This is a genomic window from Providencia sp. JUb39, assembly GCF_012272845.1.
In the GTDB taxonomy this organism is placed as follows: domain Bacteria; phylum Pseudomonadota; class Gammaproteobacteria; order Enterobacterales; family Enterobacteriaceae; genus Providencia; species Providencia lanzhouensis.
On record NZ_JAAWXD020000001.1, the window covers coordinates 1,031,518 to 1,056,120 of the forward strand.

The 24,603-nt window shown below is 42.5% G+C and carries 24 protein-coding genes and 1 tRNA gene; 13 read left to right on the forward strand and 12 right to left on the reverse strand.

The genetic code is table 11. The features are described 5' to 3' along the window. Positions 1 to 24: 24 nt before the first annotated feature. The 4 genes from HFU86_RS04530 to HFU86_RS04545 form a co-directional block, all read right to left on the reverse strand. Positions 25 to 735 carry a fimbria/pilus periplasmic chaperone gene (locus tag HFU86_RS04530; RefSeq protein ID WP_187128799.1) on the reverse strand — a complete coding sequence of 237 codons (711 nt, stop codon included), beginning with the start codon at positions 733 to 735 and terminating at the stop codon, positions 25 to 27. Positions 736 to 795: 60 nt separating this feature from the next. Beyond that, a complete protein-coding gene (locus HFU86_RS04535; RefSeq protein ID WP_187128800.1) occupies positions 796 to 1,374 on the reverse strand; it encodes a fimbrial protein in 579 nt (192 codons plus the stop codon). A 92-nt stretch (positions 1,375 to 1,466) separates the two neighbouring features. Continuing rightward, positions 1,467 to 1,766 (reverse strand): helix-turn-helix domain-containing protein, encoded by a 300-nt coding sequence (locus HFU86_RS04540; protein ID WP_132496236.1) that lies wholly within the window; start codon positions 1,764 to 1,766, stop codon positions 1,467 to 1,469. A 516-nt stretch (positions 1,767 to 2,282) separates the two neighbouring features. Further along, positions 2,283 to 2,882 carry an FMN-dependent NADH-azoreductase gene (locus HFU86_RS04545; RefSeq protein WP_132496237.1) on the reverse strand — a complete coding sequence of 200 codons (600 nt, stop codon included), beginning with the start codon at positions 2,880 to 2,882 and terminating at the stop codon, positions 2,283 to 2,285. A gap of 103 nt (positions 2,883 to 2,985) precedes the next feature. Here HFU86_RS04545 and HFU86_RS04550 point away from each other — a divergent pair, with 103 nt between their 5' ends. The 7 genes from HFU86_RS04550 (at position 2,986) to HFU86_RS20050 (ending at position 9,993) form a co-directional block, all read left to right on the forward strand. After that, entirely contained in the window at positions 2,986 to 3,897 is a 912-nt protein-coding gene (locus tag HFU86_RS04550; protein WP_187128801.1) for a LysR family transcriptional regulator, read from the forward strand. Positions 3,898 to 4,089: 192 nt separating this feature from the next. After that, positions 4,090 to 4,782 (forward strand): carbohydrate-binding family 9-like protein, encoded by a 693-nt coding sequence (locus tag HFU86_RS04555; protein WP_187128802.1) that lies wholly within the window; start codon positions 4,090 to 4,092, stop codon positions 4,780 to 4,782. A gap of 187 nt (positions 4,783 to 4,969) precedes the next feature. Next, on the forward strand, positions 4,970 to 5,890 hold the full coding sequence (gene murQ / locus HFU86_RS04560) for an N-acetylmuramic acid 6-phosphate etherase (protein ID WP_187128803.1): 921 nt from the start codon (positions 4,970 to 4,972) through the stop codon (positions 5,888 to 5,890). Between the two features lie 53 nt (positions 5,891 to 5,943). Further along, the gene (locus tag HFU86_RS04565; RefSeq protein WP_187128804.1) at positions 5,944 to 7,308 is read left to right on the forward strand and encodes a PTS transporter subunit EIIC; all 1,365 of its coding nucleotides are present in this window, start codon (positions 5,944 to 5,946) and stop codon (positions 7,306 to 7,308) included. 15 nt (positions 7,309 to 7,323) lie between these two features. Continuing rightward, positions 7,324 to 8,166 (forward strand): MurR/RpiR family transcriptional regulator, encoded by an 843-nt coding sequence (locus tag HFU86_RS04570; protein WP_036954098.1) that lies wholly within the window; start codon positions 7,324 to 7,326, stop codon positions 8,164 to 8,166. Between the two features lie 6 nt (positions 8,167 to 8,172). Next, complete coding sequence (locus HFU86_RS04575) at positions 8,173 to 8,955, forward strand: sulfite exporter TauE/SafE family protein (RefSeq protein ID WP_187128805.1); 783 nt, start codon at positions 8,173 to 8,175, stop codon at positions 8,953 to 8,955. Between the two features lie 456 nt (positions 8,956 to 9,411). Next, positions 9,412 to 9,993 carry a hypothetical protein gene (locus HFU86_RS20050; protein WP_187128806.1) on the forward strand — a complete coding sequence of 194 codons (582 nt, stop codon included), beginning with the start codon at positions 9,412 to 9,414 and terminating at the stop codon, positions 9,991 to 9,993. Positions 9,994 to 10,025: 32 nt separating this feature from the next. Here the strand turns inward: HFU86_RS20050 and HFU86_RS04585 are convergent, their stop codons facing one another. The 5 genes from HFU86_RS04585 to fixA form a co-directional block, all read right to left on the reverse strand. Beyond that, complete coding sequence (locus tag HFU86_RS04585) at positions 10,026 to 11,372, reverse strand: MFS transporter (RefSeq protein ID WP_279432375.1); 1,347 nt, start codon at positions 11,370 to 11,372, stop codon at positions 10,026 to 10,028. Positions 11,373 to 11,444: 72 nt separating this feature from the next. Further along, positions 11,445 to 11,732 (reverse strand): ferredoxin-like protein FixX, encoded by a 288-nt coding sequence (fixX, locus tag HFU86_RS04590; RefSeq protein ID WP_036954107.1) that lies wholly within the window; start codon positions 11,730 to 11,732, stop codon positions 11,445 to 11,447. Beyond that, positions 11,729 to 13,015, reverse strand: coding sequence for an FAD-dependent oxidoreductase FixC (gene fixC / locus HFU86_RS04595; RefSeq protein WP_036954109.1), 1,287 nt, complete (start codon positions 13,013 to 13,015; stop codon positions 11,729 to 11,731). The genes fixX and fixC overlap by 4 nt, the downstream gene beginning before the upstream one ends. A 54-nt stretch (positions 13,016 to 13,069) precedes the next feature. Beyond that, positions 13,070 to 14,011: an FAD-binding protein gene (locus tag HFU86_RS04600; RefSeq protein ID WP_187128807.1), complete on the reverse strand. Its 942-nt coding sequence runs from the start codon at positions 14,009 to 14,011 to the stop codon at positions 13,070 to 13,072. 11 nt (positions 14,012 to 14,022) lie between these two features. Continuing rightward, positions 14,023 to 14,796, reverse strand: a complete 774-nt coding sequence (gene fixA, locus HFU86_RS04605) for a putative electron transfer flavoprotein FixA (protein WP_132496245.1) — start codon at positions 14,794 to 14,796, stop codon at positions 14,023 to 14,025. Positions 14,797 to 15,323: 527 nt separating this feature from the next. Between fixA and caiT the strand changes: the two genes are divergently transcribed. The 6 genes from caiT (at position 15,324) to caiE (ending at position 22,382) form a co-directional block, all read left to right on the forward strand. Continuing rightward, positions 15,324 to 16,841, forward strand: a complete 1,518-nt coding sequence (gene caiT, locus HFU86_RS04610; RefSeq protein ID WP_036954118.1) for an L-carnitine/gamma-butyrobetaine antiporter — start codon at positions 15,324 to 15,326, stop codon at positions 16,839 to 16,841. 35 nt (positions 16,842 to 16,876) lie between these two features. After that, complete coding sequence (gene caiA, locus HFU86_RS04615; protein ID WP_132496246.1) at positions 16,877 to 18,019, forward strand: crotonobetainyl-CoA dehydrogenase; 1,143 nt, start codon at positions 16,877 to 16,879, stop codon at positions 18,017 to 18,019. Between the two features lie 70 nt (positions 18,020 to 18,089). After that, positions 18,090 to 19,310: an L-carnitine CoA-transferase gene (caiB, locus tag HFU86_RS04620; protein WP_132496247.1), complete on the forward strand. Its 1,221-nt coding sequence runs from the start codon at positions 18,090 to 18,092 to the stop codon at positions 19,308 to 19,310. Between the two features lie 72 nt (positions 19,311 to 19,382). Next, positions 19,383 to 20,942: a crotonobetaine/carnitine-CoA ligase gene (gene caiC / locus HFU86_RS04625; RefSeq protein WP_187128808.1), complete on the forward strand. Its 1,560-nt coding sequence runs from the start codon at positions 19,383 to 19,385 to the stop codon at positions 20,940 to 20,942. 27 nt (positions 20,943 to 20,969) lie between these two features. Further along, a complete protein-coding gene (caiD, locus tag HFU86_RS04630; protein WP_187128809.1) occupies positions 20,970 to 21,755 on the forward strand; it encodes a crotonobetainyl-CoA hydratase in 786 nt (261 codons plus the stop codon). 33 nt (positions 21,756 to 21,788) lie between these two features. After that, a complete protein-coding gene (gene caiE / locus HFU86_RS04635; RefSeq protein WP_187128810.1) occupies positions 21,789 to 22,382 on the forward strand; it encodes a carnitine operon protein CaiE in 594 nt (197 codons plus the stop codon). A gap of 100 nt (positions 22,383 to 22,482) precedes the next feature. Here caiE and caiF read toward each other — a convergent pair whose 3' ends face one another. From caiF to mltC, 3 genes are all read right to left on the reverse strand, one after another. Then, positions 22,483 to 22,875: a carnitine metabolism transcriptional regulator CaiF gene (gene caiF, locus HFU86_RS04640; RefSeq protein ID WP_036954132.1), complete on the reverse strand. Its 393-nt coding sequence runs from the start codon at positions 22,873 to 22,875 to the stop codon at positions 22,483 to 22,485. Between the two features lie 375 nt (positions 22,876 to 23,250). Continuing rightward, a tRNA-Phe gene (locus HFU86_RS04645) sits at positions 23,251 to 23,326 on the reverse strand. Positions 23,327 to 23,516: 190 nt separating this feature from the next. Beyond that, a complete protein-coding gene (gene mltC / locus HFU86_RS04650) occupies positions 23,517 to 24,590 on the reverse strand; it encodes a membrane-bound lytic murein transglycosylase MltC (protein ID WP_036954136.1) in 1,074 nt (357 codons plus the stop codon). Positions 24,591 to 24,603 lie beyond the last annotated feature (13 nt).

A 24,603-nucleotide genomic window follows, 5' to 3' on the forward strand; every position in this document is an offset into this window, starting at 1 on the left:
ATTTGAAATAAAATAGATTAATTCTTAATTGAAAATGGCTGGTTTTGGTGAAGTGATCCCACCAAAATCATTGATTGAACTGAACGTCAATTTACTGGTGTCAAACCCTGCTGGTGCATTAACCTCAATATGACTAAATGGTGCGATCATCGTTGATGGTAATTCATTATTTCCTGAACGAAGATCCGTTAATGTCATGTAATACGGTGATGGGTTTGATATTTTAATTTTTTGGTTATCAATCTTGCTAAATCGGATAAGGTTTTCTGCTTCCTTTGGTGTGATCTTTAATCCTTTTGGTCGAACGAAAAGTTTAACTCGAGTTACAGCCGCAAGGATTAATGCATTCTTATCAGCTAATTCATTTCGATCAAGGGATGGAATGGCTTTTACATTAAAATAAAATAGAGATTCTTTATCTTTAGCCAATTGTTCGCCCGCATAAACTAATCGAATAGTATTTTCATTTCTTGGTGCGCTAGTAAATAATGGTGGCGTAGAAATGAAATCGCTTATTTTATTTCCTTTAGCATCTTCAATCCAAGTTTGAACTAGAAAAGCTGATTTATCTGAGGTATTTCGAATACCCGTAGTAATTTGCTTACTTTCTTGTGGGTAAATAATTCGGGTGCTATCAAGTGTAATTCCACCAGCTAAACAAAGAGAAGAAAAACCAAAATAGAATAATGAAACCAGCCATTGATAATAATGACTTGCTTTAGGTAGCGAAAACATAAAAACTCCGGATATAAAATAATGCGCACCCGTTATGACACGGGTGCAAAGACAGAAATATTACTGATAAGTAATCGTGAAATTGGCAGATGCGTTAGCAGAACCCGCAGTAACTTCATTTGCTAATGCGATGTACTGTGCTTGGAAGCGTAATGTGCTGTCACCTTCATTCAGCTTAATAGCATCCGTTGCCTTTGAGCCATTAACAGTTACTAACTTTTTGTTTTGTAAAATTTGGATGCCCACGCCAGTTGCGATTGTTTGCCCACTTTGAGCTGCTACTGGAGCAAGGATTTTTTCTTCGTCAAGAATGGTATTACCATCAAAAGTCAGAGAGGCATTTTTAAATGTTTCAGTTGCACATCCGGTTAATTTAATATCAAAGCCAACGGGTGATGATACAGAATCTTTACCATCAAAACCATCTTGGCGGTATTGACCTAAATTAACAGTTTGTGAAGCATCATCATTATCAATAACACAAGGGGTATTAACAATGGTGCCTGCAAAATTAACAACGCCACCACTGACAGTCACAGGAGCTAATTCTTCTGGAGCATTAGGTTCTCCTTCTGCAAATACATTTGCAGATAAAGCTAGAGAAATAGGCAATGCGATAGCGATTAACTTAAATTTCATTATATTACTTTCCATTAGATAAAGTTTTAAAAGGACTTATTTCTTTTTTGGTGCTTGCATTCAAAATAAAGCATGCACTCCGAAAAATACATTTATGTATTTTTGAGATTGCCTACATGAATTACACCGTCAGTTTCTAACTCGTCAATAAGTAAATTGAAAAGTCTATTTTGTTCTGGTTTTATTACCTTGCTACTGAATTCATCGAAGGGGATATTTAATACATTTAAAAGTCTTAAAATATTTTCAATGCTTAATGTCGATATCCCTCTTTCATATCTTGATATTTGTTGCTGACTGATTGATATTAAGGATGCTAATTCTTTTTCAGATAATCCTTTGCTTATCCGTGCATTTCTAATAAAACGTCCTATTTTTTCATTTAGTTTCATTATATTGATAATTAGTTAATTACCTAGATTGGTTAAATATGAGTTGTTTAATTGGATGATTTCAAAACGAGGCGAATTGTAGATAGGTTAAATAATGATGTAAATACTCAAAATATGATGAAATATAATGTTACATTCAAATGAAATAAAAAGTCTAGAATATTGGCTATTAAATTACTCTTTTTGTGAGTTAAATCTTAAGTGAAATAAAATATTTTTTGGATAATGACGTAGATCAATAAATAAAATCTATTTACTAATCCCGAAATGAAATAAATTGATACAATATATAATATTTGCTTTCATTTTGTGCTTTTTGTTACTCAATATGAGAGTTTTTATGGTGCGCTGTATTGCGGTGAAGTCTGTTTATATAAAGAAATAAACTATTTAAATATTAATTAATACAGCCTATTAGCTGACAATTAACAATTGTAAGAGAGTGTTTATCGTTAATTTAATGAAAACAAAATCCCCACGAATTAAATAATTTAGAATGGGGATTTATTATGTTACTTAACTATGAATGAGATGCATTAATTGTTGTTGAGCTTTGGCGAGTCCAGCCTCATAGCCTTCGGGTTTCATATCTAAACCTTCTGCATAGATAAACTGAACATCGTTAATACCCATTAACCCTAATACAGAATTTAAATAAGGGGTAATTGCATCGGTCTCTTGCCCATAATGAATGCCACCTCGAGCACTAAACACCAGTGCTTTGACATTTTCCACTAATCCCAGTGGGTAGGTTGCGGTATAGCGAAAAGTTTCTCTAGCACGAACCACTAAATCAAACCAATTTTTCAATTCAGTTGGCACATTGAGATTGTACATTGGCGCACCAAGGAGCAGTAAATCACTCTCTTTAAGCTCTGCAATAAGTTGGTCAGAAAGCTCTGAGGTATTTTTTAAATCAGGATTGCTAATTTCTGCGCCTCTTAATGCTGCGAAACGGGCTTGATTGAGAACGGGTAATGGGTTTTCTGCCACATCACGCTCGATAACACAGTCTTGATAGCCTTGGGCTTTACGTTCATTCAGATATTGCTGAATTAAGGTGTTGGTTTGCGATTGTGCACCGTTAATACTGGATTTGATAACTAAAATTTTCATGGAATTGTTCCTTATCAATTTAGGATGTGGTCAGTATATCTGGCTTGATAAGTTGACAATGAGTGATATTCTTTCCTTATATTGTTTCCAAATGAGCACCAATATGAACAAGTTAGATTTGAACTGTTTACCTATTTTTATTGCGGTGGTTGAAAGTGGAAATTTTACCGCGGCATCTGAGCGGCTACATGTAACTCGTTCAGCAGTGAGTAAAAGTATTTCACGTTTAGAAAATAGCCTAGGCGTTGCACTGTTTCAGCGGACTACCCGTCAGCAAACATTAACGGATGATGGAATGGTGCTGTATGAATATGCGAGTCATGCGCTGAACTCTCTGCAAGAAGCGTCAAACTTCTTGGAAAGCGGCAAGCGTAATGTCGAAGGGAAGGTCTGCATTACCGCGCCTAGGCTATTGGGAAACTTATATGTTATCCCGCTACTGATTGAATTAATGAGCCTTTACCCGAAATTGGAAATTGAAACGTTATTGAATGACAGGAATGTGGATTTACAGCAAGAAGGGGTTCATGTTGCAGTGCGAGTGGGGCAACTTGCTGATTCAAACCAATTGATTGCACATGAAATTGGCCACCATAAAATGATTTTTTGTGCATCACCTGATTATTTAACGGCAAATGGTACGCCGACGGCACTCTGCGAATTAGAAAAGCATCAGCTTATTGCCTACACACAGGGCGGACACATTTTACCTTGGCAAGTGTATGATCGAGCTCAGCAAGAGCACCGCTATTTACCCACCAGTAAATTGATTATGGATGATATGCAAACAATTATGTTGGCGACAATAAAAGGGGCGGGAATTGCGTATTTGCCTCACTGGCTGGCACAAGAAAAAATACATTCGGGACAGCTTGTTGAGATTTTATCTGACTATCAAAGTGCTCGTTACCCAATTTCTGTCGTGTGGGTTGCTACGTCCTTTCTACCGCTAAAAATAAGAGTGGTTATCGATACGATTCGTGAAAAGTTAGCCTTAAGTTTAAGGTCAGAATAACGAAATTATAAACAGTGAGCCTCTTCACAATGTGAGGGTTTTTATTGAACATGCCTTGCTCTTGGTGAAATTTTAATTCTATATTCGTTATATGTTATGAAATTTAATTTCTTAAATAATCATAACGATTCCGTTATAAAAAACACCATGATGTAATTCGCACATTATAAAACCGATAAAGTGAGGCAAGGCATGAAATTAATCACCCTATTTGCAGCAACAACCTTGTTAGTGACTGCCAGCGTGGCAGCAAAAGAGTACCCCATTCATCATACTGCGCAGATCAATTCCCTTGAAGATGCTCAAAAATCGGCGGTTTGGGAGCAAGCTGAAGTGCTCACTGACTTCACGTATCCGTGGGAAAATGAGACGCCACCAAAAACTGATTTCCGTGCATTATGGAGCGATAATGCGCTCTATTTTCGCTTTATTGCTGACGATAAAGATATCCAGCTAGGCAAAGATGCAGATAAAGATCAGGCGGTATTGGATTCAGACCGTGTGGAATTATTTTTTGCAACCAGCCCTGAGTTAAAACCGTATTACACAGCTGAAATGGACCCTTCTGGGCGTACATTTGACGCGAAAGCCAATTTTTACCGAGAAGTGGATCCAAGCTGGAATTGGCAAACACTAAAAACGGTGGGACAAATTACCCCTGAAGGCTATGTATTAACGGGGAAAATCGATCTGGATGAATTCACCAAGCTGAATCTTTGGCAAGATAATGACAAGAAAACCTTGATGTGCGCCATTCTGCGCGGCGAATTTAGTGCCGGTGAGCCTAAGCAAGTGCGTAAGTGGATCAGCTGGATCAAGCCGGATTCAGTGAAGCCAGACTTCCATATCCCTTCCGCTTTCGGAAGCTGTAAGCTCGTCAAATAACCCTCATTCGGTGGCAGCCTTAAACGCTTTATAAAGTTGCCACCGGTTCTTTCACACTTTTTCATGTTGTTGTTGTGAGACCAGTCACGTAAATCATCACAAGTGAATAACTTGTAATGATTAGGATTGAAATTAAAATTCATAAATAGTATTTTTTAATGAAATATAGTTTCAGTTGAGGTGTGCCATGTCAGTAACCGAAAATACGCTTAGTGATTGTTTGAACAATGAACTTAATCAGGACACATTGCAGTTTTCTCGCTTAGATACCTTATCGATGTTAACGGTGATCAATCAGGCTGATAGCACGGTAGCAACGGCATTACAGTCGGTATTGCCAGAGCTCGCCAATGTGGTGGATGTGATTGCGGATCGTTTAAAACAAGGCGGGCGGATCTTTTATGTGGGCGCTGGCACCAGTGGTCGACTGGCGGTATTAGACAGCGCAGAGTGTCCGCCAACATTTGGTACATCGCCAGAAATGGTGCAATCGATTATTGCGGGCGGTCATTCGGCTATGTTGAAAGCCGTTGAAAATATTGAAGACTCAACGGAAGCGTCGGTGAAAGAGTTACAGGAACGCGGTGCAACGGAAAAAGATGTGATTATTGGTATTGCGGCAAGTGGACGAACGCCATTTACCTTAGCGGCGATTGAATATGGTAATCAAATCGGGGCATTAACCGTGGGGATAACCACCCGTGGATACGGTTTGCTCAGTGATTTAGCGCAGTATGCCATTGCGCCGGATGTGGGGGCGGAAGTACTTTCTGGCTCTACGCGCATGAAAAGTGGCACTGCACAAAAAATGATTTTAGGCATGCTAAGCACCTGTGTCATGGGGTGCTTAGGGCGAATTCATACCAATTTAATGGTCGATGTGATGGCGAGTAATATTAAATTACTGCGTCGTGCTGAACGTATTGTTGGGGAAGTGTGCGGGATTGATGTAGACACTGCGGCAGCATTATTGAAGCAAGTGGATTATCACCCGCGCCGTGCCATTTTGATGTATGAATTGAATATTACTGCACAACAAGCGACAGAGATTGTTCAGTGTAACCCGAACACCAGTTTGGATTCGATGCTAAACAGTCACAGTGAATAGCGTAAAACATAACATAAACAGAGTCATAACTCAGTCGACACCGGGGAAATCCTATGGCTAATAAGATAGAACATCTGGAAGTGCTTGCCAGAGAAATAGAAAAATATGCGGGCGGGTTTGAAAACGTGGGTACCTTAACCCACTGTATGACGCGTATCCGTCTGGTTTTAAAAGATAATAGCAAGTTTGATGCAGATGCGCTTAAGCAAGTGGAGGGCGTGAAGGGTGTTGTCTTTAACGGTGAACAACAGCAAGTGATTGTGGGCATGGGGACGGCGGCGAAAGTCTTCTCTGTGATGAATAAAAGAATGCAAAACAGCGGCGTAGCAAGTGATGAAAGTACACCATCAGCGCCAGAGAAAAAATCGTTCTCTATCCGCCGTATGCTGAATACATTAGCCGCCATTTTCGTTCCAACCATTCCTGCGTTAATTGGTTGCGGTCTGATTATGGGGCTGATTAATATTATGCGCTTAGTGGCACCTGGCGTGGTTGAGCAGTTCCCTGAGCTGTTTAAATTATTAAAGCTGATCGGTAGCGCCGTATTTACCTATTTATCCATTATGATTGGGGTAAATACCGCGAAAGAATTAGGCGCATCCACGTCGATTGGTGCTGTGATGGCGGGGCTTTTAGCGATGCCGGGCTTAGCTGATATCACCTTATTTGGTGAAAAACTCCAACCGAATAGCGGCGGAATTTTCGCAGTGCTGATGGTGGTGGTGTTCTCCTCTAAATTTGAAGTGTGGTTTAGAAGCATCATCAAAGAGAGTTTGGATCTGATTGTGACGCCGTTTGTGACGATTCTAGTCTCTGCAATGGTGGCGTTAGTTGTCTTCCAACCGGCGGGTCATTATCTGAACCAAGTGCTGGCACAAGGGGTTTCTGTAGCGCTGCTAAGTAGTGGCGGCGGGGCAGTCGCTACGGGGGGGATCTTAGGTGGCAGCTTCCTATTCTTATTACTGACTGGTTTGCACCAAGGTTTGATCCCAATTCATGCGGAAATCCTACAAACTTTTGGTTTGAATTATTTATTCCCAATCTTAGCCATGGGCGGCATGGGGCAAGTGGGTTCATGTTTCTGGGTGTTCCTGAAAACCAAAAACCAACGTTTAAAGAAAACCTTAGTGGGTGCATTACCTGTCGGTATCTTCGGTGTGGGTGAGCCATTACTGTTCGGGGTTTCCTTACCGCTGGGTAAACCGTTTATTGCCGGCTGTATCGGTGGGGCTGCGGGCGGTGCATTAATGGCGTTCTTCCATGTGGGGATTATCATTCCATTTGGCACCGCAGGCTTATCCTTAATCCCGTTGGTGGGTGATGGGCAGATTCTGGATTTTCTGATTGCGGTAGCAGGCGCATGGATTGTCGGTTTCATTGCCAGTATGATAATAGGCTTCAACGATCCAGAAAAATAATAAGAAGGTATAGCCATGTCAGCACTGACAGTAAAATTGGAAAGCTTATTGACGAGAGGCAAAGGCACAGAGCAGCGTATTGCGAAGTTTTTGCTGGAATATCGCGATAGCCTTGTGGCAATGAATGCCGCCGAATTGGCTCGTGAGGCTGGTGTGAGCAGCGCATCCGTCATTCGTTTTGCAAGGCAAATGGGCTACCGTGGCTATCCTGAATTCAAAGTCGATTATTTGTCTGACGAGAAGCAACACAAAGCGGAAAGTCTGTATGGCAACCTAAGCCGTAACGATGATACGGCTCAGATTATCGCTAAATCTGGGCAGTTATTTATTAGCGCGATTGAGAAATCCTTAGAGCTGCTAGAGCCCGCCGCGGTTGATGCCGTTGCGCAAAAATTAGTTGAAGCCAAGCGCATTGTACTTTTTGGTATTGGCTCATCAGCGATTGTGGCGAATGATATTTTCCATAAACTGATTCGCGTTAATAAATCGGCGTTATTTAGCCCTGACTTGCATGTGCAGCTGAGCTATTCGGCAAATTTAGGTGAAGGGGATCTCGCCATCGCCGTGACAGCAAGAGGGAATACGCCAGAAGTTAACCGAATGCTGAAGTCGGCGCATGAAAATGGCTGCACGACGATTGCTTTAACACGCTTTGGGCAAGATGACGCGGCGCGTCTCGCGGATTTAACACTGCCATATTACTATGATGAACAACACTCCCAGCTGGGGGTGATCACGCCTCAAGTGTTGCAGATGGTGATATTCGATACGCTATTTTTCAAATATTTAACCCTTGCCAATGAAGATGCAGACATCGCATTGCAAAAAGGTCGACAAGCCGTTACTCAGGCAGGATAAACCACCATGATTGTCACAGAGTTAGCCATCGGCGCACTGATTGGCTTGATTATAAGCACAACCGGTGTGGGCGGTGGTGTGATTGTTTTACCCATACTGACCTACTTTTTTGGGCTTAACGCCTTAGCCGCAGTAGCAACGGCCAACTTTCTCTCCATGTTGATGAAGGTCTCTTCGTCATACATGCATTTTCGGTTAGGCAATATTCCACTAAAAGGGGCATTGATTGTCTTGGCGATTATGTTGCCAAGTACGTTTTTATCCAGCCTGTTTGTGACGTGGCTCGGTAGTATCCCTGCTTATGAAAAGCAGGTGGAGTGGGGCATTAATGTGTTGGTCTCCGCTGCGATTATTTTTTCATTGTATTTATTTATTCAACGGATGTTTTTTGCTAATCCGCGTAAAAAAGTTGCCGCGAAAGAAAATCAACTGAAAGCGATGGCGATCCCGGCGGTATTGGCGGGGATAGTGTTAGGTGCAACAGGGGTTGGCGGCGGAGTGGTCGTTCTACCAATGTTATTGCGTTATATGGATTTAAATATCAAGCAAGCTATTGGTACATCAATTGTGGTGACGACCGTGTTATCAGGCTCTTCAGCGCTGGCTTATGCGCAAGATGGTCACACGGATTTAAAACTGGCATTAATTTTATGTGCAGGGGCACTGTTAGTGATGCCGCTAGCGAAATATTTGCTGGTGAAATTATCTGAGCGAACTTTCCAATATATTACGTTATTGCTGATTTTATGCAGTGCGGTGATGATGACATGGAAAGTGATTATGCCATAAAGGTGAAATGATTCTTTCTTGCTCGTCTACTTTATTTCATTTATCTGAAGTTGATAGTTTAAATATCGTTATATTTAAACTATCAACATTGGTTTCTATTTAATTCCCATCTAAAAAAGAAAATCAATTTTGAATAAATTTATAAATATAATTGGTTTCTTGTTTTATTAATTGAAAAAATATTATCATTAATAAAATATTGGACTATAATAAATTTTTATTAATTGAAAATGAATCTATTTTTGATTTTCATTGTTGAATTTTAAAGTATGGCGCTATCTTTTTTGTATATGTAATAATTGATGTTGTTTTTTTGCTTTAAACAATTGATATTGAAGTGGATGCTCTTATAAAGATACGGTATGTAATTAATTTTAAATTGCGATTTATATTTTGGAAAACACATTATTTGTTTTTCAAGAGTATTGAAAAGCATCAATCCCAAATGATTATATTATGAAATATCAGTTAACACATATGTGTAGCCAATCAACACAGTTTTATGGTGTTGAAACAAACTTAAACCTAGAGCAATTTCAACAAGCATGTGCTTATATTCAGTTAATTAGAGATAAGTTACCTAGTTTTTCATCTTCGGATGATTATTTAACTGAGTGTGAAACTCTTTTTCTTCTTCAGATGTTTTATGGCTTTATACCATTATATGAAAATAGTGAAGTGGATGCGATTGTTGATGTTCATCATAACTGGGAATGTTATGTCATTGGTGGGAATTTAGCGTCAATAAACCAATATGCGATATGTAATGCAAGCATTATTATGTTGGAATTTCTTCGTTATAAATTACAGACAAAACTCAATACTTATTCTAATGAGAAAATAAAAGTTGATTTAGCTCGGCTAGATTCCTTATTAAGCGGCCATTTTTTAAAAAAAGAATGGGCGCTGAAAGATATTTATGGACATGACCTTACGGGTATTCAATTTTTAAGAAGTGATAAAGTTGAATTAATCTCTAAAGAGCCTGAAATAGAACTAAGGACACGGGGATATTTAATCCCCGAGATTTCGTTGTGATTAGCTGAAAGATTTTTAAAACGGGTATTCGGTTATTTTCTTTTCATTATGCTCATCTTGGAGGTTTGCGCTAAGGTTAATCCTTTGGTTTCTGGTGCAAACAGGATGGAAACCACTAAGCCGACTAACGAAACGCCTGCCCCCATAAGTACCACATGGCTAATGCCATATTCGTGAATAAAGACAGGCAGTGCCCATGTTGAAAAAATGGTTCCGATGCGGCTTATAGACATAATCACGCCAACAGCGGAAGCACGAATATCGGTCGGAAAAAGCTCGTTCGGATACAGCCACTGTAATATCCCTGGACCGCCAGAAAAGAAAGCGTAAATACCGAACATAATGATCACCAAGCAGATCCCCAGATTGGAGAATAAACCGAGGGTAGCCAGTGCGCAGGTCATAATTGCAAAGCTGCCTATTAGTAAAGGTCTTCTGCCCATTTTGTTGAGCCAGTACATTGCAGGTAAGCAGCCGAGCATAAAGAATAGGCTAATGACGACATTACCGAGTGCGGCATTTTTCCCTTGATCCCAACCAAGTTCCCCGACAATTTGTGGGCCAAATGTGTAAATGGCAAACATGGGGATCACTTGGCAAGTCCAAATCGCTGCGGTGAATAAGACAAAAGAGAAGTGCCGCTTGGTAAAAATATCAATAAAGCGGGTTTTCTTTTGCTCTTCGGCCTCAAATACCACGGGCTGACCAAATAATTTGGTCATCATCTTTTGGCATTCTTGATGCCGACCTTTGCGGATCAGCCAAAGTGGCGACTCAGGTAAATCAAAACGACCAATCAAAATCACGATGCAGGGAATTACGGCACTCCCAAGCATCCAGCGCCAGCCATCTTCAACATCGTATAAAGCATAGCCCACAAGGTTGGCGCAAGTGGCACCGACGTACCACATTGCAGCAATAAACCCGACAGCAAAAGCACGCTGTTTAGTATTGGAGAACTCGGTGATCATCGACGTGGCTATCGGGTAGTCAGCCCCGATGACAATGCCTATTAAAAAGCGCATTAACAGAAGCTGTAAAGGCGTTGAAACAAACATCGTAGCGACGGAGATTGCCCCAATCGCCACAATATCAATCAGGAACATTTTACGGCGACCGACTTGGTCGCAGATATAGCCAAATAAAGAGGTACCGATAAACAGCCCCGCTAACGTGGCCGCACCGAGTAAACCAATCCACTCATTACTTAAATTAAGCACTGGAGTGAGCTGCTCTAAGGCAACGCCAATGAGGACTAATACGTAACCGTCAAGAAAAGGCCCACCGCTGCCCCACAACATAATGCGGCGGTGGACTGAAGAAAACTGGATGTCATCAAAGCTTTTAGGTTGCATAGTCGTTACCTGCATTAGCGCAATAGAATAAAAAAAGCTCTCGAAGCAACATAACTTTATGGGATAACTTCGCTTCGAGAGTAAGCGCTAGCTATATCAGCCGTATCGAAACTCAATACCGAAGGTACCGCGTGGATATTCCCATTTTTCCAGTGCGCTACCGAGACCCAGAATGCGGCATGTCCCACATTCAAGACAGCCGGCATAATCAAAACGCACCGAGCCATCATCTTGTTTTTTATACAAACCTGCTGGGCAGGCTTTGGTTAATGTTTCGAGTACCGCCATATCAGGTTGCTCTTTGATAACGATATGGGGGATCTCTTCATCGACATTAAATTTGTTAATACCGAGTTTGACATCAACGTTTACGGGAGCACTCATATCGCTCTCACTCCTTTAATTCCGTCTTTAATTAGATTCATAAAGCCGACTTTTTTCGCATGTTGCAGCATGGTTTTGCGCAGAGGCACAGGGGCTTCATCTGAGATGGTGAACAGTTTTTTGGCAATACCAAGTGCCATCTCCGGGTATGCGGTGAACATGCGCGGGTTATCTAAGAATTCAGGCATTCTTTGGTAGGCTTTCATATCGCGCAATGGACCTTGTTCCAGCAAGGTGAGGTATTCGCTTAGGCCTTGCTTGCTAAAGTCCTCTTTTTTCATTGCGCTGAGTACGGCTTGAGCTGCAGCTTCACCTGAAGCGACGGCTAAATCCATACCACGGATGGTAAACCCTAAGTTCATGCACATACCTGCGGCATCGCCAGCAACAAGAACACCATCTCGAACAAGTTCAGATTGCATTTTTAAACCAGCTTCAGGCACCACATGGGCGGCGTATTCAATCATTTTTCCGCCTTCAATTAATGGTGCGACAGCAGGGTGCTGTTTAAAATCTTCGAGCATTTGTGGAACGGATTTTTTGGCGTCTTTGATGTGGTGTAGACCACAGACCAGCCCTAACGAAATCGTATCTTCGTTGGTGTAAAGGAAACCACCGCCCATCAAACCATCGGTTGGCGAGCCTGCAAATAGCCACGCAACACCTTCGTTACCTTGAAGGTTAAAGCGGTTTTGTAAAACGTCTTTTGGTAGCTCAATCAGCTCTTTGACGCCGACAGCGACGTGCTCGGCACTGACGCGTTTTGTCATGCCCAATTGTTCTGCTAGAAGGGAATTTACGCCGTCAGCGAGGATCACCACTTTGGCTTCGAGTACATCACCGTCAGCTTCGACACCAACGACTTTGCCATCACGTTCAACCAGCTTATCAACGCGGATCCCAGTGATGCATTGCGCACCTGCATTTTCAGCTTGTTCAGCTAACCATGGATCCAGTTTTCCACGCAGGATGGACCATGAGGTTTCTTCGGGTTTTTGCGGGTCACCATTTTGGTAATCCACCGTCATTGCACCGGTTTCGGTCATAAAAGAGAGCTTTTCGTGGGTGATCATGCGCTCAATAGGCGCTTCTTTGGTAAACCCAGGAATGATCCGCTCTAAACTGTGAGCATACATGCGCCCACCTGTTACGTTCTTGCCGCCCGCATAGTTTCCTCTTTCAATTAGGAGAACTTGAGCACCTTCACGGGCAAGTACCAGTGCAGCAACTGAGCCAGCCAGACCAGCTCCTACTATGATTGCATCAAAAATATCATCGGACATAGTGTCTCCAAACTTAATGCAGTAGTGAGGGAGTTCCCCCACTACTTAGGATGTTTATTTGGCCAGTTGCTGAGTCAATGCTGGAAGAATTTTAAAAAGATCCCCAACAATTCCGTAGTCTGCAAATTGGAAGATAGGGGCATTTTTGTCTTTGTTGATGGCAACAATCGTTTGAGCACCATTAGCGCCAACCATGTGTTGGATCTGCCCTGAAATACCGACTGCAAGGTACAGTTCAGGTTTTATCATCAGGTTGGAAATACCTACATAGCGTTCATGCTCCATCCATTTTTCGTTTTCAGCCACAGGACGGGAACACGCAATTTCAGCACCAATGGAATCCGCTAATGCTTTAGCAATGGCAATGTTTTCTTGGCTACCGATGCCTCGACCCACACTGACCACAAGGCGTGCTTTGTCTAACTCAACGGAGTTACCCGCTTTTTGCTGAACCGAGGTACGTACAACAGATTGTTTCGGTTTAATCCATTGTGCAACTTGGGCTGTGCCGCTAAGTGATGCATTACTTGATGCGGAATCAAAAGTCCCAGTCGCCACTGTGGCGATGGAAAATGAGCTGCTTAATGTTTCACTGCCGAATGCCAAGCCGCCATAGACCATGTGTTTGATAACTGGCTTGTTATCTTCGATGACGACAGTGGCTGCATCATTCGAGACTGCGGCTTGTAGTCTTGCGCCTAAACGTGCCGCCAATAGTTTTCCACGGCGTGTATTTGGCAGTAACAGTAGCCCAGTATCACCATGTTGCTTGATCACATCGACGACGGTATCTGCATAATCTTCGATAATGCGGTCATCAGGTTTGCCGGATAATTGAATAACTTGGTTCGCACCGAGTTGAAAAGCTTGCGTGGTTTGCGTGTCATCCAATGCGATAACGTTGACATGTTCACCAAGAGTCTGTGCGCCGCCGATCAGTTCAGGTAAGCGAGAAGTCATGTCACTCAGTACCCAAACGGTTGATAATTTGCTCATAACTCCCCCTATTATTTAATGATTTTTCTTAAGTGTTCAGCGAACTGTGCAACTTGGTCATCGCCATCACCTTCAATAATGATGCGTTGACGAACTTTTTGTTTTGGTGCAGCAATCGATTGAGCCGATAACGCCGCCACATCACCAAGACCGATATCAGCAGCCGTCCATGCTTGAACAGGTTTTTTCGCAGCACCTAAAATGGCTTTCATCGATGGAATAACTGGGACGTTAATGTCAGAAGTCACTGCAAGAACCGCAGGCAGTGGAATGGATAACGTTTCGATTTCGTCTTCGAGTTCACGTTCAACAACAATGGTATCTGGTGCAATAGAGAGGATTTTTTTGACCCCATTAATGGCAGGAACTTGCAGCTCTTCTCCCATTAAAATACTGACTTGCTGGGCGTTGAGGTCAGCAGAGCCATCACCGCACAAAATCAAATCAAAGCCCACTTTTTTGGCGGCGGCACTAAGGGCAATCGCGCTTTGATGCGGCAGGGCATATTCGAATTGGTCTTCAACCACCACGACTAATTCATCGGGACCACGGGATAAAACGTCTTTACGACCTTTCATGTTGGTCAGTGCTTTACCACCAATACTTAACGCAATAACTTTGCTTTCTGGTTGCTGCGCTTTTATTTGATTCGCCGCTTCAATGGCATTTAAATCATATTGACTAATTTTAGTGTCGGCGCGAGAAAAATCTAAAGAGCCATCTGAGCTATTAACAACAATATCTTGTTCATCAGGAACAGATTTGTAGCATGTAATAATATTCATTACATCTCCTAGAATAAAATAAATGGAACAGTTGTGGTTTAATATTTATATGAGTATCACGAACTGGATATTTAAAAATAAAACCTACATCACCAATATTGAACGCCTTAAATTAAAGCGGGTTTAAATATTCATACTGTTACATTACTCACCAATACTGTAAAAATCATCAAGTTAGCAAGCTAATGTTCAATATTGCTAGCTTAATCACCAATACTGAATGAGTTTAATAACATTAACCTAACATTATATTTCATCACTTTGTTTTTATTGGTTTATTTTTCTATTTTTAACGTAAAAATTAATAACAAATTTTTATCACGAATAATATTGTGACCTTAATAACAGAATTGTTATTGGTGAGCCGACATGATTCAAATAGTAAATAAATTAATTAATCTTTAATTGGCTATTGATAATAAGTAATTGGGCATATTTAAGAGGCATTTATTTAGAAGTCATTAAATGAATGTTAAATATTTATTGTTTTAAAACTTATGTATTAAATAATAAATTGGAATAGACCTATGAGCAAAGAAAATAAAAAGGTCGGAATAGAACCGAAAGTTTTTTTCCCACCATTAATTATTGTTGGGTTACTGTGCTGGCTAACAGTACGTGACCTTGATGCATCAAATGAAGTGATTAACCAAGTCTTTAGCTATGTCACCAATGTCTGGGGATGGGCATTTGAATGGTATATGGTCATTATGTTTGGTGGTTGGTTTTGGTTAATTTTCGGACCTTATGCAAAGAAACGTTTAGGGGATGAAAAGCCAGAATTTAGCCGAGCTGGCTGGATTTTTATGATGTTCGCATCTTGTACTTCAGCCGCTGTGCTGTTCTGGGGATCGATTGAAATTTATTACTATATTTCATCGCCGCCGTTTGATTTTGCACCTTATTCTAATGAAGCTAAAAGTATCGGGTTAGCTTACAGCTTGTTCCATTGGGGACCGCTGCCGTGGGCAACTTACAGCTTCCTCTCTGTCGCTTTCGCTTACTTTTTCTTTGTTCGTAAAATGGATGTAATCCGCCCAAGTAGTACGCTGGCTCCGCTGGTGGGCGAGAAGCGTGCCAATGGCTGGTTTGGCACCATTATCGACAACTTCTATTTGGTTGCATTGATCTTAGCGATGGGAACCAGCTTGGGTCTGGCAACACCGCTGGTGACTGAATGTATTCAATATCTGTTCGGTATTCCACATACCTTACAACTCGATGCGATCATTATCTTCTGCTGGATCATCCTCAATGCGGTGTGTGTGGCATTTGGTCTGCAAAAAGGGGTGAAAGCCGCCAGTGATGTACGCAGCTATTTAAGTTTCTTAATGCTTGGATGGGTGCTTATTGTCAGTGGTGCTAGCTTTATCGCCAACTATTTTACAGATTCTGTCGGCGTATTATTAATGTATATGCCACGCATGCTGTTCTATACCGATGCAGTTGGCAAAGGTGGATTCCCTCAAGGTTGGACTGTGTTCTATTGGGCTTGGTGGGTTATCTACGCGATTCAAATGTGTATTTTCCTCGCACGTATTTCCAAAGGACGTACTGTTCGTGAACTGTGTTTAGGTATGGTTGCGGGCTTAACCGCAGGTACTACCTTAATTTGGACCATTCTCGGCAGTAACACGCTCCAACTGATTGATAAAAACGTCATTAACATTCCTAAGTTGATTGAAGAGTTCGGTGTTGCACGAGCCATCATTGAAACTTGGGCCGCTTTACCTTTGAGCACTGTAACAATTTGGGGCTTCTTCATCCTCTGCTTTATCGCCACTGTCACACTAATTAACGCCTGTTCATACACTCTCGCTATGTCGACTTGTCGCGCAGTGAAAGATGGAGAGGAGCCACCGTTATTAGTGCGTATTGGTTGGTCTGTACTTGTCGGCGTGATTGGCATTGTCTTACTGGCATTAGGCGGATTGAAACCAATTCAAACGGCGATTATTGCCGGAGGATGCCCACTTTTTTTCGTGAACATCATGGTAACGCTCTCCTTTATTAAAGATGCAAGAGTGCATTGGAAAAACGATTAATTTTACTCAGAAACAACATTGAAGAGGTTATTGATATGGATTTTAGATTGAATGATGAGCAGGAACTGTTTGTCGCAGGGATCCGTGAACTGATGGCAAGTGAGAACTGGGAAAGCTATTTCGCTGAATGCGACCGCGAAAGCAAATACCCAGAGCGTTTTGTAAAAGCCTTAGCGGATATGGAAATTGATAACCTGCTGATCCCTGAAGAGCACGGTGGCTTAAATGCAGGTTTTATTACGGTTGCTGCGGTATGGATGGAATTAGGTCGTCTTGGTGCTCCGACTTATGTTCTGTACCAATTACCAGGTGGCTTTAATACGGTTTTGCGTGAAGGTACTCAAGAGCAAATCGATAAAATCATGGCGTTCCGTGGTACGGGTAAGCAGATGTGGAACTCCGCTATTACTGAACCGGGCGCAGGTTCTGACGTTGGTAGCTTACAAACAACATACACTCGCCGTAATGGAAAAGTGTACTTAAACGGTAGCAAATGCTTTATCACCAGTAGTGCGTACACCCCATACATCGTGGTGATGAGCCGCGATGCTGATTCACCGGAAAAACCTGTTTTCACTGAGTGGTTCTTAGATATGAGCAAGCCGGGTATCAAGGTGAACAAACTTGAAAAACTGGGTCTGCGCATGGATAGCTGCTGTGAAATTACGTTCGACAACGTGGAACTTGATGAAAAAGACATGTTTGGTCGTGAAGGCAACGGCTTTAACCGTGTGAAAGAAGAGTTTGACCATGAGCGTTTCTTAGTGGCATTGACCAACTACGGTACGGCAATGTGTGCGTTTGAAGATGCGGCGCGTTATGCCAACCAACGTGTTCAATTTGGTGAAGCCATCGGTCGTTATCAATTAATTCAAGAAAAATTTGCACATATGGCGATCAAGCTCAATTCGATGCGCAACATGTTATATGAAACTGCATGGAAGAGTGACAACGGTTTAATCACCTCTGGTGATGCGGCAATGTGTAAATACTTCTGTGCAAACGCAGCATTTGCAGTTGTGGATTCAGCAATGCAAGTCCTCGGTGGTGTGGGTATTGCAGGTGAACACCGTATCGCACGTTTCTGGCGTGACCTGCGTGTGGATCGTGTATCGGGCGGTTCAGATGAAATGCAAATACTGACATTAGGTCGTAGCGTACTGAAACAGTACCGCTAATCGAGGTTTGTCGTTGATTGATCTCCTGAGATTTTCGGGAGATCACTTTAGTTTCACAGGAGATGAAAAAATGGCAGAGCATTTACCTATGCCCGAGTTTGGTCCGCTATCTGGGGTTAGGGTGGTATTTTCAGGGATTGAAATTGCAGGCCCATTTGCCGGACAAATGTTCGCAGAGTGGGGCGCAGAGGTTATTTGGATCGAAAACGTCGCATGGGCTGACACTATTCGCGTTCAACCTAACTACCCGCAACTATCTCGCCGCAATCTACGGGCGCTATCGCTGAACATCTTTAAAGATGAAGGTCGAGAAGCGTTCCTTAAACTGATGGAAACGACGGATATTTTTATCGAAGCCAGTAAAGGTCCAGCCTTTGCGCGCAGAGGGATCACCGATGAATTGTTGTGGGAGCATAACCCGAAATTAGTGATCGCCCACTTATCAGGCTTCGGACAATACGGCGACCCGCAATACACCAACCTTGCGGCGTATAACACCATTGCGCAAGCATTCAGCGGTTATTTAATTCAAAACGGTGATAAAGACCAGCCAATGCCGGCATTCCCGTATACCGCAGACTATTTTTCTGGCATGACCGCCACCACCTCCGCTTTAGCGGCGCTGTATAAAGTTCAAAAAACAGGTAAAGGCGAAAGTATTGATATTGCCATGTACGAAGTGATGCTGCGTATGGGGCAATATTTCATGATGGACTACTTTAACGGCGGCGAAATTTGCCCACGAATGACAAAAGGAAAAGACCCATATTATGCCGGTTGCGGTCTCTATAGCTGTAAAGACGGTTATATCGTCATGGAGATTGTCGGTATTACTCAGATCCAAGAAATCTTCAAAGATATTGGCCTTGCTCACTTATTGGGTACACCGGAAATCCCTGAAGGTACGCAGCTCATTCACCGGGTTGAGTGTCCGTATGGTCCACTTGTTGAAGAAAAATTAGATGAGTGGCTAGGGGAGCGTGACATTGATGTCGTTCTAGCGCGTTTGGCGGAGCTGAATATTGCCAGTGCCAAGGTGCTTACCATTCCAGAATTAGAAACCAATCCACAATATATTGCCCGCGAATCTATCACCAGTTGGCAAACCATGGACGGGCGTACCTGTCGTGGTCCAAACGTGATGCCAAAATTCAAAAATAATCCGGGGCAAATTTGGCGCGGTATGCCATCTCACGGTATGGACACATCGGATATTCTGCAAAACATTGGTTATAACGAAAATGATATTAGGGGGCTGGTCGAGAAAGGGCTGGCTAAAATTGTTGAGTAATTCAATGACTATTCAGTTCAATCATTCCTGTTGGGCTGAATAGACATTAGGGAAATGATGGGATAACAATTAATGGATGTAATCGGTAAACAAAATTTGCGTCAAATGTGGGATGATTTTGCGAAAACTCACGGTAATAAAAAGGCGCTTATCTTTGAATCCTGTGATGGCGATGTGCGTGAATTCAGCTATTTAGAAATGAATCAGCAGATTAACCGCACTGCCAACCTCTTTTTAAGCTATGGCATTCAAAAAGGGGATAAAGTTGCGTTACATTTAGATAATTGCCCAGAGTTTTTCTTTTGCTGGTTTGGTCTTGCCAAAATTGGGGCGATCATGGTGCCGGTCAATGCGCGATTCAAGTATGAAGAGAGCGCGTGGATCATCCAAAATTGCCAACCTCGGCTGGTTGTCACTCGTCCCCATTTTGCCGATATTTACCAAACTCTTGTCGATGACAAAGCAACAGCGCTCGAACATATCTTCTTAATTTCAGACACCCAATTACCAACGCAGCAAGGTATGACTGACTTTACCGTTGAACTAGCTCAACAATCGATTGTGCTGGCGGAACAGGTTGAACTCAGTGTGGATGATACCGCCGAAATTCTATTTACCTCAGGGACGACATCTAAACCAAAAGGGGTCATTATCACTCACTATAATCTGCGCTTTGCAGGTTATTACTCCTCTTGGCAATGTGCATTACGTTCTGATGATGTCTATTTGACGGTGATGCCCGCTTTTCATATCGATTGCCAATGCACGGCAGCTATGGCGGCATTCTCTGCTGGGGCAACCTTTGTTCTCCTTGAAAAATACAGTGCTCGGCGTTTCTGGCAACAGATTGTGAAGCATCGCGCGACAGTGGCGGAGCTGATCCCAATGATGATCCGCACCTTAATGAGTCAACCGGTTGCCGACAATGAGCAAGCACACTGTTTACGGGAAGTGATGTTCTATCTCAATTTAAGTGATAAAGAAAAACAACAGTTTATGGATCGCTTTGCGGTGACGCGGTTTCTTACATCGTATGGCATGACTGAAACTATTGTTGGGCTGATTGGTGATAGACCCGGGGATGAACGGCGCTGGCCGTCCATTGGACGCCCTGGATTTGGTTATCAAGCTCAAATTCGAGATAAACATAATCAACCATTAAAAATAGGGGAAATCGGCGAGCTATGTGTAAAAGGTGAGCGGGGTAAAACCTTATTTAAAGCCTATTACAACAATCCAGAAGCCACAGAGAAAACCTTTGATAGTGAAGGGTGGATGCACACTGGCGATTTTGCTTATCAAGACGAAGATGGATTTTTCTACTTTGTTGATCGTAGTAGCAATATGGTCAAACGCGGCGGGGAAAATGTCTCTTGTAGTGAAATTGAGAACATCATTGCGTCCCATCCGGCGGTTGCAGATGTCGCGGTTATCGGTGTGATGGATGCCATTCGTGATGAAGCTATCAAAGCGTTTATCGTGCTGGAGGAGGGGGCTACGCTAACTCAAGAAGAGTTTTTCGCCTTCTGTGAAACGAAAATGGCGAAGTTCAAAGTGCCTTCATTGGTAGAAGTCCGTCAAGGTTTGCCTCGTAATTGCTCTGGTAAGGTGCTGAAAAAACATCTGAAATAATCGAATAACAACCTAAAGGTTTAAACTATGAGCGAATCATTAAAAGTTACCCGTCATGGTGCCGTGCTAGAAATTGTACTCGATAGACCTAAAGCTAACGCCATTGATGCAAAAACCAGTTTTAAAATGGGGGAAGTTTTCCTTAATTTTCGTGATGATCCAACGCTGAGAGTGGCCATTATTACGGGGGCTGGAGAACGTTTCTTCTCTGCAGGATGGGATTTAAAATCTGCGGCGGAAGGGGAAGCCCCTGATGCTGATTTTGGTCCGGGTGGTTTCGCGGGATTAACCGAGATTTTCAACTTAAATAAACCTGTGATCGCGGCAGTGAACGGTTATGCGTTTGGTGGTGGTTTTGAGCTAGCGCTGGCGGCAGATATGATTATCTGCTCTGAAAATGCCAGCTTTGCGCTACCTGAAGCGCAATTAGGTATTGTGCCTGATAGCGGCGGCGTTCTGCGCTTACCCAAAGTTCTGCCTGCGCCTATCGTCAATGAAATGGTGATGACAGGGCGTCGAATGGATGCTCAAGAGGCGCTGCGCTGGGGGATTGCGAATGAAGTGGTGCCTATCGAGAATTTAATGGATAAAGCGCGAGAGCTGGCCGAAAAAATCACACAAAGCGCTCCGTTAGCCGTTGCCGCACTGAAAGAAATTTTCCGTGCAACCGGAGAGTTGACGGTGGAAGAGGGCTATAAATTGATGCGCAGTGGTGTGTTAGAAAACTACCCTGCAGTATTGCACTCCGAAGATGCAACGGAAGGTCCTTTAGCATTCTCAGAGAAGCGTGAGCCAAACTGGAAAGGACGCTAATCCTACGAGTGATTGGATGACTGTGAGGTGATTATGAGTTTTTATAGCTTTGAAGGGGTGACTCCCGTGGTGCATCCAACGGCCTACGTTCATCCTTCCGCCGTGGTGATTGGTGATGTCATTATTGGTGCCGATGTGTTTGTGGGTCCAAATGCCTCATTACGGGGGGATTATGGGCGCCTAATCATCGAAAAAGGGGCGAATATTCAAGACGGTTGCATCATGCATGGTTACAGTGATGTTGAGACCATTGTGCGGGAATCTGGACATATTGGTCATGGCTCAATTTTACATGGTTGTATTATTGGGCGTGATGCGTTGGTCGGCATGAATAGCGTGGTGATGGATGGTGCTGTCATCGGTGATGAGAGTATTATTGGTGCGATGAGTTTTGTTAAGGCGGGTTTTCAAGGTGCGCCAAGACAAATGTTGATTGGCGCACCTGCGCGTTTTTTTCGCCATGTGAGCGATGAAGAGCTTTATTGGAAACAGTTAAATACCAAAGAGTATCAAGATTTAGCGGGACGTTATCTTCAAAGTTTAGAAGAAGCCATTCCGTTAACTGAGATAGAGCCGAATCGCCCTCGGTTGCAGGGAACCACGGATGTCAAACCGAAAGGTCAATGATACCAATGTGCAAAAATCGTCAATAATACTTTGTCAGTAACCTCAACGAACGCAGGCTTTGAGCCTGCGTTTTTTCGTTATGGCGTCGGTGAAGATAATATTAACGACGCTGGGCTTTAGATAGCATCCACTGCCATTTCTGCTCACGATTAAGTTCTGTTGGTGGGACGAGATTCGTTTTCACTGGTGACTCAATCGTCATTTTCTCGGAAGTGTAATTTTTTAGGCGAGAATAAAGCTGGCTATCAATTTTAGTCACTTTAATCAGCCGTTGGCATTGGCAGCCTCGTCCCGATAATTTATTCGGGATCATTTTGACTTCACACTGTATTTCAGCCACATCCGAAAGAATATAAGAGACAATATTCACCGCATTGGTATGCGGAATTTCAAAGTTATTCGAGATTTCTCTGGCGGTGATCCAGCGACCCTGTTTCATTACCCAGTTTGCAATGGATAAATACATCGGGCTTTTCACTGATTCTTTACACATAAGCGCTCCTTCAGCTCATTGCTTAAAAGTGATTAAGGCAATAAGAAACTATACGCCAATCTTGTTGTTATGATGTCTTGTATATTTATTAGACTATAAATAGCCATGATTAATGATTAAAAGTTGGTTAAAAACGTTGAGAGAAGATTAACTCTCGGTTGTTTTTTTGTTATTTACCAATAAGTTACAAAACAACTTTTATCATATAGTTATTTATACGCTATAAAATCAACGCAAATGTGGAGCTAAATCAAATAAGATCTGAATTTATGAAATTTAGATTAAGTTAAGGTGATTGCTGAGTAGATTGGGGTTGAATCAGTTTGGAAAGGCTAAAAAGCAAAAACCCGCCACTAAGGCGGGTTCTTTAAATAGTGGTGCCCGGACTCGGAATCGAACCAAGGACACGGGGATTTTCAATCCCCTGCTCTACCGACTGAGCTATCCGGGCAACGGAGCGTATTAAACCTGATTTAAGAGAGTGAGTCAAGGCGGTTTCTAAAAACTTTTGATTGAATGCGTTTTTTTTCAGCGTTTCAATTAATTTTTAAGCAAATCAATGCAAAAACTCACAAAAAGTGAAAAAAATGCCAGCAACCGTGATGGTTTACTGGCATTTTTATCGCTATTTTAAGGATTTATTAGCGTAGATATTTTTTCTGCGCTTTATTCACTTTAATAAGATAATTACGAGATTCCGCCGCAGGGTGTTTGGTGGAAAGCGTTTCGTAAACTTCCCCCGGCTCGAGGTTGTTAATACGCTGAGCCGCTTGTTTTTTATCATTGTGGAACACGCGTAGCACGCTGCCTGCGCCGCCGTTATAAGCCGTAATAACCGCATAGCGACGTGAAGTTGGGTTGCTGATATCCCCCAAATAACTATTTTGTAAGATAGCTAAATATGCCGTGCCCGTATCAATGTTTTGCTCAGGGTCAAATAGATAACTGCGGCTTGGTACTCCAGATTTACCTTGAGAGCGGAACACATCTTTACCGGCCGTGTTTGGCATAATTTGCATCAAGCCTAGCGCATCAGAACGGCTAACCGCGTATGGGTTGAAGCTCGATTCAATTTGCATGATCGCCAGAATCAATGATTCATCCACGCCGTATTTTGCGGAGGATTTCTTAATATAAGGCAGATATTTATGGGCGCGTTTATCTAAGTGGTTTGGTACCAATTGCATGGTCACCGACCAAACAATATTCATACCAGACTGTCTGCGCTGCATTTTATTACTAATCAGATAATCTGCAAATTTAGTGGCTCGCCACTCCCAGCGGATCGGTTCCCCTGTATTATCCATCACCTGACCAAACAGGAATGGTTCTTTACTGTAGGGAATGTCGTTAATATCAGAATAGAGGTCGATGGAATTTGGGTCATCGCCCATCAATAAAGTGGTGACAATGGCTTTTTTCAGGTGTTCTGACGGTTCAACGGCAGAGATGGTCTCAACCGTGATAGTCCCTGCATCAAAGTTAATGTGGCTACGAGTACGATACTCATCGGTATATTTCACATAATCTTTTGGCCCTGCAATGAGGACTTCTTTTATTCCCCAAATATTTTCGATGTTATGAGCAAATTGCCCCATCAAAATATCAAAGCCATTAGTATCTTTGACGTAGTCGGGATTAAAGTCGGATTTCTGATTACTGGAGCAAGAAACAATCAGGGGAATCAACAATGTGAGTGCAAATAATTTTTTCATACGATCCACAATA